Origin of the sequence: Psychrobacter sp. NPDC078631 (genome assembly GCF_050268165.1) — a bacterium.
In the GTDB taxonomy this organism is placed as follows: domain Bacteria; phylum Pseudomonadota; class Gammaproteobacteria; order Pseudomonadales; family Moraxellaceae; genus Psychrobacter.
In genome coordinates, this window is sequence record NZ_JBNNGG010000001.1 from 50,561 (window position 1) to 66,098 (window position 15,538).

The following is a 15,538-nucleotide window of genomic DNA, read 5'->3' on the forward strand; positions in this document are numbered from 1 at the left end:
ATCGCTACCCACCATATGATAATGCTTTAATAAGATTAAGATATTTGAGTTTTATAAATATAAACCTCGTTTATGATGAGAGTAAAGAAACGATTTGTCTACGGTTAAGACCACGGCATAATAGACAATTTGTGGTAATCTATGGGCGATACCATAGGTTGCTGCAACCTATCTAATAACAGCAGCGACATGATAAAAATTATAAAATAACGTTAGTGACGAGCGGCTATCTATCATTAATAAATAGCTTGTCCAAAAGATTATACTAGGAAAATAACGATGCAAGATACTGATTCACATTTATCCAATGCTAACAGCATACCTAAAAAGTTCGACAGCATCTCTAAAAACAAAGAAGCGATAACTGACCAGCAAGTACTTATCGCAGGTGGTGGTCATGTTGGTTTGTCTTTTGCATTGCTATTGGCCCATCACGGTATTGCGAGCACCTTATTAGAAAAAAACAGCTATCCAACCATCAGTCCAACGGATGACAGTACTCGCAGCCATTATTTAGACAGTCGCAATACGGCGTTATCACGGCGCACGGTACAGATCTATCAAGAGGTTGGACTGTGGGATGAATTACAGAGCCATGCCTGCCGTATCGACACTGTACAGATTAGTGAGCAAGGCAGCTTTGGGCGTGCGCAGCTGAATAAAGCAGAGGAAAAGGTCGAATCATTTGGACAAGTTATCGAAAATGCTTGGCTGGGTCGTAAGCTTTTATTAGCCGCACAGCAAGAGCCACTAATTACCTTGATAGATAATGCCAATGTGACGACTGTCCAGCAGCAGGCCGATAGTGTGACACTTAGCTTTAATTATAACGATGAAGCCGAAAACGAGCAGCAGCTACAAGCTAGCGTATTAGTTGCCTGTGATGGGCGCGACTCTACGGTACGACAATTGCTAGATATCGGTACAACTACGTATGACTATCAGCAAACGGCCATCGTCGGCGTAGTAGAGACAGATACACCACACGAGCATGCAGCGATTGAGCGTTTTAGTCCAGCAGGCCCACTTGCTGTGCTCCCACTGACTGATCCAAAGGGCGATGGCAATGATGAGTATCAACAAGGCTACAGACGCTCTGTCGTGTGGGTATGCCCAACAGGTGAAGAAACCAGATACTTAGAAGACGATGCCCATTTCTTGCAAACGCTACAACAAGCCTTTGGTCAACGCGCTGGCAAGTTCACCACTGCGGGTCGCCGCGGCGCCTATCCATTGACCCGCGTACTAGCAGATAAGCAAGTAGAAGGGCGCTGCGTTATTATGGGCAATGCCGCTCATACCTTACACCCTGTCGCCGGTCAAGGCTTTAATCTCTGTATGCGAGATGCACATGTGCTGGCACAAATGCTAAATGCACAAGTGCTCAAAGGCGCAGATATCGGTGATGCAAACCTATTAAAGCGTTATGAAAAAGCACGTCAAACTGACCAGAAGCGAGTGATTCGTTTCTGTGATGCGGTAGTACACGGCTTCACGCATCCTAACCCAGCGATTAAGCTGGCACGAAATATGGCGTTGTTGGCCTTTGATAAATTGCCAAATATCAAGCCACTAGTCGCCACTTATGCGATGGGTCTAAAATCATAGCGCTATAGTTAAATCCTCTTTAAAAGAGTGACAGCGTTAACCTCGCTTGAAGTATTGCCTATACAATCTGCACTCGGTTGCCTTGTCTTTCTTTTAAACTGAATCAACTAACTGTAATTAAGATTGATAATCATCATTCTAATATTGAGCAATATTGAGAGACACCTTATGAAAAACAACCATACGTTGATTATCGGTAGCGGTATCGTTGGGGCAACGCTTGCTCTAAAGTTGGCGCAAGATAAAATGCCAGTGACGTTGATTGATGCCCGTCCTGAGCGTGATGAGTCAGTTTGGCAACATGTACTTAGCAAACGTGATGCACGTGTCTATGCACTCAGTATGGCCAGTATTAATCTGCTCAATGACATTGGCGCGTGGCAAAAGATTGCCGCCTCTAAACGCAAAGCAGACTACTCGCAAATGCAGGTATGGCAGCTAAATGGGATGGGTGAGTTATTATTTGGCGAAAGTGAAGGTATTGGCGCCGAGGATAATAGTAGTAAAACTAATGAGCCTACATTATTAGGCAGTATGGTCGAGCCTGCTGTTATCGAGCACGCACTATGGCAACGCTTGCATGAAGCTGATGTCAGTGACTATCTGACCCTTATCGCTGGTCATAAAGTTGTCAATATGGATTGGCTAGGTGCACAGCAAGGCTACCGTGTAACTCTGGACAATGGCGAAGCGATTGATGCGCGTCTATTAGTTGGCGCTGATGGGCGCGGTTCATTTGTCCGTCAGCAAGTAGGGATTGGCGTAGATACGCTTGACTATAATCAAACGGCGATTTGCTGTGCGATTCAGACTGAGAAACCGCATCAGGCAACGGCACGCCAAGCTATGCTACCGACGGGTACGTTGGCACTATTGCCGCTAGCTGATATAACCGATGTTGATAAGACAAATCCGCAGCATTGGCAGTCGATCGTATGGACATTGCCGCGCAATCAAGCATTAGCATTGATAGAGGAAGAAGATCGTTTTATCGCTTATAAGTTAGCAGCTGCTAGCAATTACGAGCTGGGTGCGATTAATCAGATTGAGTCTATCGCTAGTTTTCCATTAGCGGCACAGCAAGCGAAAAGCTACGTCGCTGATAACTTGGTACTTATTGGCGATGCAGCTCATGGCGTACATCCGCTGGCGGGTCAAGGGTTGAACCTCGGTATGCTGGACGTGCAAGTATTATGTGAGCAGCTAAAGCATGACTTTACCCGTAGTGGCGGTACGCTTTGGGGAAGTAATCAAACGCTACGTCATTATGAGCGTTCGCGCCGTCCGCATAATAGCCTAATGATGCATAGCTTTTCTGCGCTTAACTGGTTATTTGCAGGGTCGCTTGCACAAATGCGTCCTGTGCAGCAAATCCGTAATGAAGGTATGTACCGAGTCAGCAAAATCAAGCCATTGATGCGCTTATTTGCTAAGCAGGCGAGTGGGGTTTAGACGACTACCCAAGCGCCGAAAAGAACACCATAAGTACTGGTGAGACAATATTAATAAGGAAGCCAAAGCTAATCGCTAGTGGCACGACTTTTAGACCACCTGACTGCTGAATGATAGGCAAGGTAAAGTCTAAGCTGGTCGCGCCGCCAAGCCCAACCGCGGCAGAAGGGTATTTGCGCATAAATACTGGAATAAAGATTAATGCAAAGAACTCACGTACCAAGTCATTAAACAACGCGACACTGCCCCAAACCGCGCCATAAGCATCGGTCATGACAATCGCTGACAGCGAGTACCAACCAAACCCTGACGATAATGCTAAGCCTTTCGTCCATGACACATCCGTAAATAGTAGCGCGAAAATAAGCCCGCCTGCCAATACCGCTAGCGTAAAGATGACACTCATTTCTACGCCGCGTTTATTCAGTAATACTTCTTTTAAGGTGATGCCCGAGCCTTTTAAGCCTATACCGACCAGTAATATCAAAATCATTAGCATGACGGTCATAGAGTTTTCAGGCGGCATATAACCAGCAGGCAAGAAATAGCCAATCACCATCCCAATCACCACACAAACCACTTGTGCCAAGCTACCGCGAATGCTCACCCGATGCTCTTTAGATTTTACGCTTGGTTTTTTGGCATGCCACGGACGCAGATGGTCAAACAGCATAAGCGCAAACAATCCCGTACCAATTGTCAGTATTGATAATACAGTGACATAAAGCGCAATTTCACCCAGCTGATTACCTAGACCTTCTACCTGAGACAGCTCAATGCCGATCAACGCTAGGATGACAAATACCAGGTATGATAGACCTTTGTCGGCCACTTTTGTCATAGTAGGGTTAGAAGGAATGGCAAAGCCAATAAACATTGGCATTAATACCAGAACAAGGGTGACTAGGCTTTGCATGATGACGGGCTCGCAGCATTTTTAATAAGGCGTTTTTAAGAAGCTGAAGATTGTACCATATCAGGCTAGCAATACTGATACTGATATGAGTCACTGAGATTCATTGCAAATCATCGCTCATTGTTGACTAAAATGGAAAAAACTGGGCGATTATAATGATGTTAATAAATATCTTTTTCAAAATATTTGAACGTTTTTGAGCGCTTTGTAATTCTTTACCTTATAAACTTTTGTTGCTACATTAAAGTACTGAAAACATTTGGCTAGACTCATGTCGCTATATCAGCTCAAAACTCAGTTTCAAAATCAACTACGCCCGATGAGTAATGCGCTGGTTGAGCAAAATGTTACCGCTAATCAAGTGACAGTATCCGCTGTTTTATTAAGTATCGGTACTGCCTATATCATTGCCAAACCAGCGGCTGAACAGCAGCGGCTGTGGCTTTTACTGCCTTCATCATTGTTTGTACGTATGGCACTCAATGCCATCGATGGCATGATGGCGCGTGAGCATGGACAGGCCTCAAGGCTAGGAGCCGTATTAAACGAGGTAGGTGATATGGTTGCCGATACGGCGCTATTAGCGAGCCTGGCCCCTCATATTCTGACCCATCATATCAATGATAAAGAGCGGCAGACGTTAATAGCCAATTTGCCAACGAACATATCAATTTATCAGTATCATATCACTGCTCTGATCGCGCTTAGTATTGGCACCGAGCTGTTAGGTGTTACTAGTAATACCATGTTAGGTGTTCGTTCTAATCAAGGGCCTTTGGGTAAAAGCGATCGTGCCTTCTTATTAGGTATGCTTGGTGCGTTTATGGGCATTAGAGCCAAAGCGCCAGTAAGTACTAAAACGCAGGTGGCTTTACCTGCTATCAAAATGGGTCAATTATTTATACTAACAGAGATAATGCTATTAAAGACTTGTCTTAATCGACTACGTTATATGACAGAGTTATACTTAATGCGTAACCCACCTGAGCTGCGATCCGTACTGGGTGAGTCAACAAACAACTCACTATCTCTTACTGTTGTTTTGCCAAATACTTCTACTGATAACGCTCGCCCATTGGAGTTCAAAGAAATGCCAACCACAACCGTTGATAGTCAAAAATTCGAAGAACAGGCCAGTGTTGGTTTTGACTTGTCTGCATCTACAATCATCAATGGTGAAAGCTGTTATAACGCTTACGACGGCACGGCTATTTATTATCGCTATTGGCTAACGATGCCTTTAAACGATATTAAGCAAGCCAACCAAACGTTGTGCCAAGTTATCTTATTACATCGAGGTCATGAGCATTCGGGACGATTGGCAGAGCTAGGAGAGCAGTTTGCAACAGCTGGCTATCAGGTGTTTGCTTGGGATGCGCGCGGTAATGGGCGCTCAGGGGGTATAAAAGATCATGCAGAGAGCGTCACGGAGCTTGAGCGAGATTTAGAGGGTTTCGTCCAGTTGGTGATTGGGCAAACAGGCATTGCTATCGAGGATACATTGATTGTCGCCAGTAGTATCGGCGCGGTATTGGCAGCAGCATGGGTACACGATTATGCGCCTAATATTCGCGGCATGATACTTGGCACGCCTGCGCTCAGTATTCGTCTATATCTGCCCTTTGCTATACCATCGCTAAAGGTGGCGCGTACGCTAGGTCTGATGTCACGTGTCAGCAGCTATGTCAAAGCACAAGTTTTGACCCATGATAAAGACGCGCAGCAAGCCTACAATGCTGATCCGTTAATCTCCAACAGTATCTCGACCGACTTACTCATCGACACTCATGCAACGGGTCAGCGTTTACTTGATGATGCAGGTGCCATTACCGTACCGACGTTCGTCTTGTGTGCGGGCAAGGATTATGTGGTCGATAAGCAGGCTGAGCGCACGTTTTATGAAGCGATTAACACACCGATCAAACGCTGGCAGTTGTATCCAGACAGCTATCATGCAATCTTTCATGAGACCAATAAAACCGATGTATTCGCGGACTGTATTGAGTTTGCTGAGCAAGTATTTAGCGCACCAGTCCAAGCACCTGATTTGAGTACCGCTCACTTAAACAGTGCTAGTAAGGATAAAGTGGATCGTTTGGCGATTAAACCATTCAATCCAAACTTTGCAATTACCCGTTTTGCGATGCAAAAGTTCGGTCATGTCAGCGATGCGATTGCCACAGGGCTGGAGCATGGATTTGATTCAGGTCATTCGCTAGATCATGTCTATTACAACAAGCCCAGCGGTCAGAATAAATTTGGACAGGCAGTCGATAAGTTTTATTTAAATAATATTGGCTGGCAAGGTATTCGTATTCGCCGCGAGCACATATTGGAATTGGCACGCTTAGCACTCGCAGATATCGAAGATAAAAATCAAAGCAGCAATAAATCATACCAACCAAAACTGTTAGATATCGCTAGTGGACATGGTTTTTATGCGTTTGATCTGCTGACAGAATTTACAGAATTACATGCTGAGCTACGTGATTATGAAATGCATAATATTCAAGCAATGCAAGCAAAGGCGGAGCATTTGGCCATAAGCAGTCGAGTCGTGACCAGTCAAAAGGACGCCTTTGATCCTACTAGTTATATTAATGCACATACGAATGACACTAGTACCGATACTAAAAAATCAAATCTTGCTATTGCTTCAGGGTTGTTTGAGTTGTTCTCTGATAATGCGCTACCAGCGACAGCCTTAGCGGGTATTTATGACAGTTTAAAATCGGGCGGTTATCTGATTTATACCAACCAACCTTGGCACCCTGAGCAGGAGTTTATCAGTAAAACATTGAACAATCACCGCGGTAGCAGTTGGGTGATGCGCTGTCGCTCGCAAGCGGAGATGGATCAACTGGTTGAGCGTGCAGGCTTTAAGAAAGTCACGATGCGTATCGATCGCTTTGGTATTTTTACCGTGTCATTAGCGATTAAAACTGCACAAACTGATGATGAGTGATAGATGAACAATGAGCAGGTTAAACCTTATGAACGTGTTCAGCTGTTTTCAGGGGGAGGGTCACGTTTCGGTTACTATTTGGGCAGTTATGCAGCCTTAGTGTCTCATGATTTAGCGCCAGATATTATCGTCGGTACTTGCGGTGGTAGTTTGTCTGCTTACTTAGTACAACTTGCGCCTGACCCCAAGGATTTGCAAGCGCTGATGTGTAGTCGTGAGTTGTATCGTGTCATCACTGCCATCAGACATGTCGCGCCAGAGGAAGCTAATAAACGTCTAAAGCTGCGCTATATGACCCATGCACTCAAACGTTGGCGGTTATCAAAGCAAAAGGATAATGGACAAAGACAACGTCAAGCAGACAGCTACGAGCGACTGTTAAATGAGTTACAGCAGTTAGCGATGTTTCGTATCGATAACGAACAGTATTGGCTAGATGAGCTGTCGCGGTTCGCTGCTAGTAATCATGATATTAGCAATACTGATAAAGCAACGCCAGAGATAGCCATCATTGCCAGTCGGTTGTATCAAGCACCTGCTAAGGGTTTGTATAATGAAAAAATCGCACTGCAAGAGTTGTTATTTGCGCCGACGTGCTTAGCAAATTTACCAAATTTCGTATCAGGTCTGGCTGACGAACAAATAACGTCACCAGCGTATACGTTAGCTAATGGGCGCATCCATCCATCTGTAAAGGTGCAGACGGCATGGGATTTTGCCCCAGTGATTCGCGCTTCTATGGCAGACATGTACTATCTACCGCCCACACATATCACAGAGCTTGGCTGGTGCTTGGGAGGTGTGATCAATCTGACACCGATTGAGCTAGCCTGTCAGTTAGGTGAGACGGTATTTGCAGAGACTAAGGCAGGCTACGATTCATGGCTGGCTGCTCCAGCGATTCAGCGCGTCTTTGGTTTTGATCCCAATGAGCGTTTAGCAGCAGTACACGGTTATCAACCAATCAGCGTGTCGCCGGCCACTGAAACCACTAATAAAAACCGTCAGCTACATTGGTTACCATTTGCAGACAACGAGCAGCAACTGAGAGGGCAAAATGTGCAAAAGCGTTTTAACCTAAGGCAAATGACCGTTGAGCTAATACATAGCGACTATGACGGTTTTGTGCAGCAAATGCAGGCGCAATGGCAATATGGCTATCAGCGTACGGCCAGTTATATACAGCAGCATAACTTATGAAGGCTCTCGTAGAAGACACTACTAGAAACTATGCACCGCATATTATTATTGTTGGTGGTACGAGTGGCCTTGGCTTGGCATTGGCGTTGCATCATAAGACGCTTGGCTGGCAGGTGAGCGTTGTTGGTAGTAGCATAGAAAAGATAGCTGATATCAACAGACAGCATCCTGCTATCGTGGCTTATGTGTGTGATTTAACTGACTCAAGTCAAACGCAGACGCTATTAGACAATTTATCAGGTATTCCATTTCAAAGGCTGATCTATAGTGCTGGTAGCTATACCAATGAGCGTATCCATCACTTAAATCAAGCAGATAGCGACCAAATGCTAGCGATTAACTTGCAGGCGTTTGAGCAAGTTTTTAGATGGGCAAGTAGTCAGTTAAAGCAGCAGTTAAAACAATCCCATCAGGCGTTAGATATGACTGGAGGTGACAGACCAAGCCTCATCTGTATTGCCTCTATCGCAGGTACGATAGATTATCCTTATGCCAGCCTTTATGCCAAAAGCAAGCGCGCAATGATTGCGACTGCCAGCGCGTATCGAGCAGCACTTATACCTTATGATATCCAAGTGAACTGTATTGCCTCAGGCTATATTGATACTCAAGCGTTACGTGATTTAAACGATGGCGATGCTAGCCATAAGCCATTTATCATGAGCACGCAAGCCGCGGTTGATCATATTATGCAAGCGATTGACGATGACGTAGAACTGGCGATATTTCCACGCTCGATGCGCTATATCACGAGTGCTTTAAATCATTTACCAAAGCTTGTGCTCAATTGGATATTGCGCAGTAAACTAGATAAAGCCAAATGATTTTGCCATCTGTGTTTTTACTAGGTTTAACCAAATAACCAGTACAGTAGGGTAAATACTGGCACTCCAATCAGCAAACTGTCTATCCGATCTAATACCCCACCATGACCAGCGAGCATCGTTCCGGTGTCTTTCACCCCATGTTGACGCTTAAATGCTGATTCCAACAAGTCTCCAAATATACCGCTTACAGCCAAGCCATAGGCAGCTAATAGACAGACCCACCAATCAAAAGGGGTGAGCCAAAGACCTAGTGCTGTTGCCAAGATTGCCGCAACGAAACTGCCAAAGATAGCACCTTCAATGCTTTTATTCGGGCTAATAGTCGGCGCTAGACCTCGTTTAAACAGCTTACGTCCAAGCAGTCTTCCGCATAGATATTGGGTAATATCATTAAACTGACTGGCAAATAATACGAAGAGTAAAACACCATATTGTTCGCGTTGCCAGGTCAATTGCTGTAAGGCGACAAGGCTAATGATGAGTGAGATGAATACAATACTCAGTAGCAGGTCTAAGTAATTAAGCCGTGTATAGTGTTGAGTCAGATTGAGAGAGGTCTTCGGTAGTAGGAGCGTACTTGGCTGTAAGCCTTGCGCTTGGAGTTTATGAATGAGTACGGCTTTACTGCGCAAACACCATAGGCGTTTAATCTCGTAGCTGCCGCGTAGACCAATTAATATAAAAAATAAAATGAGCAGCCATTGATAGGCATATACTTGCAAATGAGAACCTTGCGTATCGTTTGCTATTTTTGCAATCACATAGCAAGTGCAGAGCGCGGCGAGCATCAACCACCACGAGCGGGCTATTAGGTAGATTTTTGGCAAACGTTTGCGCAGACGAGGTACGGCAAGTACACTCCAAGCCAAACTGACGATTATCATCAGGGCAATCACAAACACAATATCAGAAGCCATACCATGGACACTCAAAGAAGAGGTAATATTTTAAGCCTATCCATAATGATAGCTTAAATGCTTCTTTAACTATAGTGTTAGATATCCTCTTGATGGGTTTGGCTATTATCTGTCGTAGGCTTAAATATGGTCAGTAATAGGTATCGGATAACGCTCGTCTTCTATAACGTGCGAAAAGGAGTTAAGCGTAGTTTTTCTTAATGGCAAAATGATACTGGTCAAAGACGTTTCAGCTAAGTTAGGATAATCCTCGCGATAATGCCCACCGCGACTCTCAAAACGTTGATAAGCCGATTGGACAATTATCGTTGCTAACGCTAATTGCCTCGCCAATTGAAAAATGGCAAGCTCACTGTCAGTAGTAGGGGCTTTACTGCTCATATCAGATAGCATGGTTTTATTATATTCGATTGACTCTTGCCACTGCTCAACTTGTCGCAATGCTTGCTCTAATTGTTTGGCACTACGTGTAATGCCCATATTTGCTGTCAAAAGAGCTTTCAATGCTATAGTTATCTCTGCACTATCTACGTCAGAATGAAACGCTTTATCAGCCTTATAAGTTGGGAATGATGACTGCTTGGAAGAGGGCAAGATAACAAATTGTGTGTTTTGTAGTGTCGGAGATTGCCACATATCGGCAGCTAACTGATGCAGTTCATAATAGGCAGTCGTGTGTGGCTGCGCCATTTTTTCTAAAGCTTCAGCCGTTTTCTCTAAAGCCTCTAAGTTCTTTAAGCGATCCAATTTTGTTAAGTAACGTGGCAAATTAGCGGCAATGTTGCGACCAACCACCACACACTCCAACAATGAATTACTTGCTAAACGATTGGCTCCATGTAGCCCTGTATAAGCAACTTCGCCTGCTGCATATAGGCCTGCGACGTCGGTCAAACCATTGGCGCAAGTCACCACGCCACCACAACTATAGTGGGCAGTCGGAGCGACCGGAATAGGGTCTGTGGTCATATCGATGCCGAGTGTTAGCAGCGTCTGATAAATCTGCGGGAAATGCGCCTTTATAAATGCGGCTGGCAAGTGACTGACATCAAGATGTACGTAGCCAAGTCCGTTACTACTAATCTGATTGGCTATTGCCCGAGCGACGATATCGCGTGGCGCTAATTCAGCGCGCTCATCAACGTCTAGCATAAAGCGCGTACCAGTCTGTGGGCAATAGAGTCGTCCCCCTTCACCGCGTAACGCTTCAGATATCAGAAAGCTGCTGTCATCTAATGCCAGACCCGTTGGGTGAAATTGCACAAATTCTAAATTTGCCAAACGACAGCCTGCTTGCCAAGCCATCATGACACCATCACCAACACAGACGTTAGGCGCGCTGGCACGCTTAAATAACTGACCTAAGCCACCACTAGCGAGTACAACAGCCGCACTATGAATGGTGAGTTGGCGCTCATTGATATGATCAAAGACCAGCGCCCCTCGGCAATGTTTAATCTCGCTATCGTTCATGCTAAAAGAGGAGCTGCTAATCATAGGTGAAGTTAGTAATTCCAATGCTTCATGATACGGTAATATCGCGATATTACTTGCAGCATGTGCCTTTATAATCAAGGCTTCCATCACATGTCGACCCGTTGCGTCATCAGCATGGGCCACTCGTCTGCAGCCATGGCCACCTTCTTTAGTCAAATGTAAGTCACTGGTTTTTAAGACTGCAAAATCAGGTGTATTATCATTTTCTTTAGTTAAGGTAGATTGAGTAAATGGCACACCTTGTTCGCATAGCCACTGCACCGCTTGCTGTCCAGCACCCAAGATACGAGCAGTATTGTCCGTCGCACACAATCCTGCACCAGCAATTAAGGTGTCAGCGACATGATCAGTCACAGAGTCCGCCGTGTCTAAGCTGGCTGCGATACCACCTTGAGCGTAGTGACTTGAGCAAACCTCAAGTGCCGCTTTGCTTAAAACAGTGATATTCAGCGATTTTGGCAGAGATAGCGCGGTGCTCAAGCCTGCCAGACCAGCCCCAATGATAAGAACATCAGTTTTTATAATATTACTCATATCACTGCTGCTCCTGTTATTTATATAGCTAGTGGTGCTGGAACGATCAACTGAATGCGACTGACTCATGCTAGGCTGCACCAACGTTAGCGAACAGCGTACGGTCTTTTACTATGTCGCCACTGGCGGCCACGCGTTGCTTTTGTGCTTCAGCAAAATCGAGCATCCGTTGTAAAGGTTTCTTTGCTGCAGTCGCTAGCTCAGGTGTCATTAGCACTTCACCGCTTTGATTGGTTAAGCACTGTTCAATCCCTTTTAAACCGTTCATTGCCATCCAAGGACAAAACGCACAGCTTTTACAGCTTGCACTCTCACCAGCAGTTGGTGCGGCCAAGAATCGCTTGTTTGGTGAGCGTTTTTGCATCTCGTGCAATATACCCAAATCAGTAGCGACGATAAAGGTATCAGCATCCATCTCATACGTTGATTGCAAAAGTTTGCTAGTCGAGCCGACCACATCAGCGAGTGCCACCACGCTATCAGGTGACTCAGGATGTACCAAGACTTTGGCCTCTGGGTGCTCCTCTTTCAGTTGCAGGAGTTCAGTGGCTTTAAATTCGTTATGTACCAAACAAGACCCTTGCCAGAGCAACATGTCTGCGCCAGTCTCACGAGCGATATATTTACCCAAATGACGGTCAGGCCCCCAAATAATCGGCTCACCTTGGGCATGTAAATGACGAACGATGTCGATACCGACAGATGAGGTCACTACCCAATCAGCTCTCGCTTTTACTGCGGCGCTGGTATTGGCGTAGACGACAACAGTACGCTCAGGATGGGCATCACAAAATGCTGAAAACTCGTCAGCAGGACAGCCTAAATCGAGCGAGCATTCGGCTTCTAAATCTGGCATTAGGACGGTCTTTTCCATGCTCAGTATCTTTGCTGATTCACCCATGAAGCGCACACCAGCGACGACCAATGTTTGGGCGCTATGAGCTTGTCCAAACCGAGCCATTTCAAGTGAGTCACCGACACAGCCACCGGTTGCCAATGCCAAGTCTTGGATAAAAGGGTCGACATAGTAGTGTGCTACTAGTACGGCATTATTCTCTTTCAGTAGCTTCTTGATATTTTCTTCGACCACGATGCGTTCAGCGCGAGGCAAATCTGCTGGCATTTTAGCCTTGGCGTATTCAATGTTCATCTGAGTGGCGATGCGATTGTCCGTACTCATGATAGGTGCGTCGTAAGGATATTTTTTCATAATGGCAGCCTTTGTTGGTGCGATAACGATAAATGTATGAGCTAAAAATAGGTAGTTGGACATAACAAATTTATAAGTTGTCTTAATTATGCTCATTTTGAGCATAATTACAAGTGGTTTTTTATGCCTAAGAAGTCAAAAGATTAGGTTTTAGTGCCCAAAGTGATGTGCAGTTAAGTCGTACTAAGCTTAAGAATGGTGCGAATTTATGCCTCTTATGACTATTTATCGCCATTGATTTTTCATACTTACAACCACAGACTATGATAGTTTTAGATTCGAGCTATACTAAGCCATACAACGGCTATTAGTCCCAATAGCCTTTTACATTTAAGAGAAAAAGGATAATTCCCAAAGCCATGACGTTGTCTTATTCACACGCGCACCAGCAAGGTAGCGGCACGACAGAAGTGGTCGCCGTATTGGTCGCTATCACAGATCATATTGCGCGCGTTCTAACCGTTGACCAAGGCAAGCTGTTGCCAAATGGGCCACTTATGCCGTTACATCGCTCGTTGCAAGCGGGCGTACGCCAATGGGTAGAGGAGCAGACGCAGCAACCGCTCGGATATTTGGAGCAGTTATATACCTTTGTCGATACCAACAGACGCAACATCGATGGACATGCGTTGGTGTATGTGAGTTATTTGGGTTTGGTGCAAGAGACGCAAACGCAGGCACTCCAAAGCAAAGCACTCTGGCGAGATTGGTATGATTATTTCCCGTGGGAAAATCATTTGGACGGTATGCCTAGTATTATTATGGACTTCATTGTGCCTGCGCTACTTGAATGGGCCAATACTGCCAATGACTCAATCGTTCAACAGCGCAGGCGTCAGCGCATTGGCTTATGTTGGGGGCTGGACGAAGCGTTTTTAGCAAGTGGTAAACTCACTGACAGTCAATCCGTCAACGAACACGATAATGAAAGTAGAGAATGGATTGCAGAGCATGTATTACTACGTTATGAAATGCTTTATGAAGCAGGTCTGATACCCGAAGCCCCTAATTATCCGCCCAATTATCAGGCTGTTGCCTTGCCAGAGGACTGGTCACAACGCATAGGTGTACCCATGTATTACGATCACCGTCGCGTGATTGCTACTGCTATCTCAAGACTGCGCGCGAAGATTGAATATAGACCGCTTATTTTTGGTCTGATGCCAGACGTCTTCACTTTATCGCAGTTGCAGCAAAGTGTTGAGGCGTTATCAGGAGTGCGCTTGCACAAGCAAAACTTCCGTCGGTTGCTTGATTCACAAAACTTAGTAATGGAGACAGGAGAGAGTAGTACTGCTCAGCGCGGTCGTCCTGCCAAGCTATATCGCTTCCGTCATGACATTGAATTACAAAGTTTATTGATGGATAGTAAGCTTCCTAAGCGCAAATAGTCATTTCAAGCCAGTCTGTTTTACCTCTAAATCGGTTTGTAAGACGAAAAATTTGTCACCTTTCCTTGCAGGGCCGCTAACTTTGCGCTATATTTATGCTCATTTTGAGTTTAAATAACGAGCAGTTTCTATCAATATCATGCCTAGATAAGGGTCAAAGATGACAATTGAAAAAGAGCCAGCATTAGATGACGTATTGCTCAAGCCATTGGTTGAGAATGCACTAACTGAAGATTTGGGTAGGCGTGGTGATGTAACCTCACAAGCGACTATCCCAGCCGATATGCAAGCGCAGCTACAGATCAAGGCGCGCCAAACAGGCGTAATATGTGGTATTGATTTGGCACGTTTGTCTTTTGCCTTAGTCGATGCGCAAATTGAGTTTATTGCACAAGTACAGGATGGCGAAACAGTAGAGGCTGGCGCAGTGTTAGCGACCGTAAAAGGTAACGCGCGTCACTTATTGACAGCAGAACGCACGGCACTGAACTTTATGACCCATCTTAGTGGTATTGCGACAGCGACCCGTCAGATAGTCGATAGTGTGGCGCAATATCCTGCGCAAATTACTTGTACACGCAAGACCATTCCAGGCTTACGTATCGTACAAAAATACGCCGTACGCTGCGGCGGCGGACGTAATCATCGCTTGGGGTTGGATGATGCGATTTTAATTAAAGACAATCATATCGCCATTGCGGGTGACATCAAAACGGCCATTCAGCAAGCACAGAAGTTTGCTGGGCATCTGATTCCGATTGAGGTCGAAGTCGATACGCTAGAGCAATTAGAGCAAGCACTCGATGCAGGTGTGAGTTTAGTGCTATTAGACAATATGTCGCCTGAAACATTGTCGCAAGCGGTTACTATGTGTCAGGGCCGAGCAAAGACTGAAGCCTCAGGTGGTATTACGCCTGAAACGGTACAAGCGGCAGCAAGTACGGGAGTTGATTTTATCGCCATGGGTTATTTGACGCACAGTACGACAGCCTTGGATATTGGGCTAGATTTTAGTGCATAA

11 protein-coding genes are annotated in these 15,538 nt (G+C 45.3%); 7 read left to right on the forward strand and 4 right to left on the reverse strand.

Annotated elements, in window-relative coordinates; genetic code table 11:
• Positions 1–279: 279 nt before the first annotated feature.
• Together ACQKCP_RS00210 and ACQKCP_RS00215 are read left to right on the forward strand one after the other, a co-directional pair.
• Entirely contained in the window at positions 280–1,608 is a 1,329-nt protein-coding gene (locus ACQKCP_RS00210; protein WP_427610841.1) for a UbiH/UbiF/VisC/COQ6 family ubiquinone biosynthesis hydroxylase, read from the forward strand.
• Positions 1,609–1,776: 168 nt separating this feature from the next.
• Positions 1,777–3,060: an FAD-dependent monooxygenase gene (locus ACQKCP_RS00215; protein WP_427610842.1), complete on the forward strand. Its 1,284-nt coding sequence runs from the start codon at positions 1,777–1,779 to the stop codon at positions 3,058–3,060.
• Between the two features lie 4 nt (positions 3,061–3,064).
• On the opposite strand, the gene ACQKCP_RS00220 is transcribed toward ACQKCP_RS00215, so the two are convergent.
• Positions 3,065–3,976, reverse strand: coding sequence for a lysine exporter LysO family protein (locus ACQKCP_RS00220; protein ID WP_427610843.1), 912 nt, complete (start codon positions 3,974–3,976; stop codon positions 3,065–3,067).
• Between the two features lie 271 nt (positions 3,977–4,247).
• Here ACQKCP_RS00220 and ACQKCP_RS00225 point away from each other — a divergent pair, with 271 nt between their 5' ends.
• Genes ACQKCP_RS00225 through ACQKCP_RS00235 form a run of 3 tightly spaced genes read left to right on the forward strand, consistent with a single transcriptional unit; the run spans position 4,248 to position 8,965 of the window.
• Positions 4,248–6,941 (forward strand): alpha/beta fold hydrolase, encoded by a 2,694-nt coding sequence (locus ACQKCP_RS00225; protein ID WP_427610844.1) that lies wholly within the window; start codon positions 4,248–4,250, stop codon positions 6,939–6,941.
• Between the two features lie 3 nt (positions 6,942–6,944).
• Positions 6,945–8,141: a patatin-like phospholipase family protein gene (locus ACQKCP_RS00230; protein ID WP_427610845.1), complete on the forward strand. Its 1,197-nt coding sequence runs from the start codon at positions 6,945–6,947 to the stop codon at positions 8,139–8,141.
• Positions 8,138–8,965 (forward strand): SDR family NAD(P)-dependent oxidoreductase, encoded by an 828-nt coding sequence (locus ACQKCP_RS00235; protein ID WP_427610846.1) that lies wholly within the window; start codon positions 8,138–8,140, stop codon positions 8,963–8,965. The genes ACQKCP_RS00230 and ACQKCP_RS00235 overlap by 4 nt, the downstream gene beginning before the upstream one ends.
• Positions 8,966–8,991: 26 nt before the next feature.
• Here the strand turns inward: ACQKCP_RS00235 and ACQKCP_RS00240 are convergent, their stop codons facing one another.
• The 3 genes from ACQKCP_RS00240 to nadA form a co-directional block, all read right to left on the reverse strand.
• The gene (locus ACQKCP_RS00240) at positions 8,992–9,885 is read right to left on the reverse strand and encodes a phosphatidate cytidylyltransferase (RefSeq protein ID WP_427610847.1); all 894 of its coding nucleotides are present in this window, start codon (positions 9,883–9,885) and stop codon (positions 8,992–8,994) included.
• A gap of 120 nt (positions 9,886–10,005) precedes the next feature.
• A complete protein-coding gene (nadB, locus tag ACQKCP_RS00245) occupies positions 10,006–11,916 on the reverse strand; it encodes an L-aspartate oxidase (protein WP_427610848.1) in 1,911 nt (636 codons plus the stop codon).
• A 70-nt stretch (positions 11,917–11,986) separates the two neighbouring features.
• On the reverse strand, positions 11,987–13,126 hold the full coding sequence (nadA, locus tag ACQKCP_RS00250) for a quinolinate synthase NadA (protein WP_427610849.1): 1,140 nt from the start codon (positions 13,124–13,126) through the stop codon (positions 11,987–11,989).
• 359 nt (positions 13,127–13,485) lie between these two features.
• Here nadA and ACQKCP_RS00255 point away from each other — a divergent pair, with 359 nt between their 5' ends.
• Both ACQKCP_RS00255 and nadC read left to right on the forward strand, forming a co-directional pair.
• On the forward strand, positions 13,486–14,517 hold the full coding sequence (locus tag ACQKCP_RS00255) for an NUDIX hydrolase (protein ID WP_101206240.1): 1,032 nt from the start codon (positions 13,486–13,488) through the stop codon (positions 14,515–14,517).
• Between the two features lie 160 nt (positions 14,518–14,677).
• On the forward strand, positions 14,678–15,538 hold the full coding sequence (gene nadC / locus ACQKCP_RS00260) for a carboxylating nicotinate-nucleotide diphosphorylase (protein WP_427610850.1): 861 nt from the start codon (positions 14,678–14,680) through the stop codon (positions 15,536–15,538).

Bases quoted from the DNA above. Each gene is read 5' to 3' on its own strand.
- ACQKCP_RS00210 (WP_427610841.1), top strand. From the start codon at position 280: ATGCAAGATACTGATTCACATTTATCCAATGCTAACAGCATACCTAAA.
- ACQKCP_RS00215 (WP_427610842.1), top strand. From the start codon at position 1,777: ATGAAAAACAACCATACGTTGATTATCGGTAGCGGTATCGTTGGGGCA.
- ACQKCP_RS00220 (WP_427610843.1), bottom strand. From the start codon at position 3,976: ATGCAAAGCCTAGTCACCCTTGTTCTGGTATTAATGCCAATGTTTATT.
- ACQKCP_RS00225 (WP_427610844.1), top strand. From the start codon at position 4,248: ATGTCGCTATATCAGCTCAAAACTCAGTTTCAAAATCAACTACGCCCG.
- ACQKCP_RS00230 (WP_427610845.1), top strand. From the start codon at position 6,945: ATGAACAATGAGCAGGTTAAACCTTATGAACGTGTTCAGCTGTTTTCA.
- ACQKCP_RS00235 (WP_427610846.1), top strand. From the start codon at position 8,138: ATGAAGGCTCTCGTAGAAGACACTACTAGAAACTATGCACCGCATATT.
- ACQKCP_RS00240 (WP_427610847.1), bottom strand. From the start codon at position 9,885: ATGGCTTCTGATATTGTGTTTGTGATTGCCCTGATGATAATCGTCAGT.
- nadB (WP_427610848.1), bottom strand. From the start codon at position 11,916: ATGAGTAATATTATAAAAACTGATGTTCTTATCATTGGGGCTGGTCTG.
- nadA (WP_427610849.1), bottom strand. From the start codon at position 13,126: ATGAAAAAATATCCTTACGACGCACCTATCATGAGTACGGACAATCGC.
- ACQKCP_RS00255 (WP_101206240.1), top strand. From the start codon at position 13,486: ATGACGTTGTCTTATTCACACGCGCACCAGCAAGGTAGCGGCACGACA.
- nadC (WP_427610850.1), top strand. From the start codon at position 14,678: ATGACAATTGAAAAAGAGCCAGCATTAGATGACGTATTGCTCAAGCCA.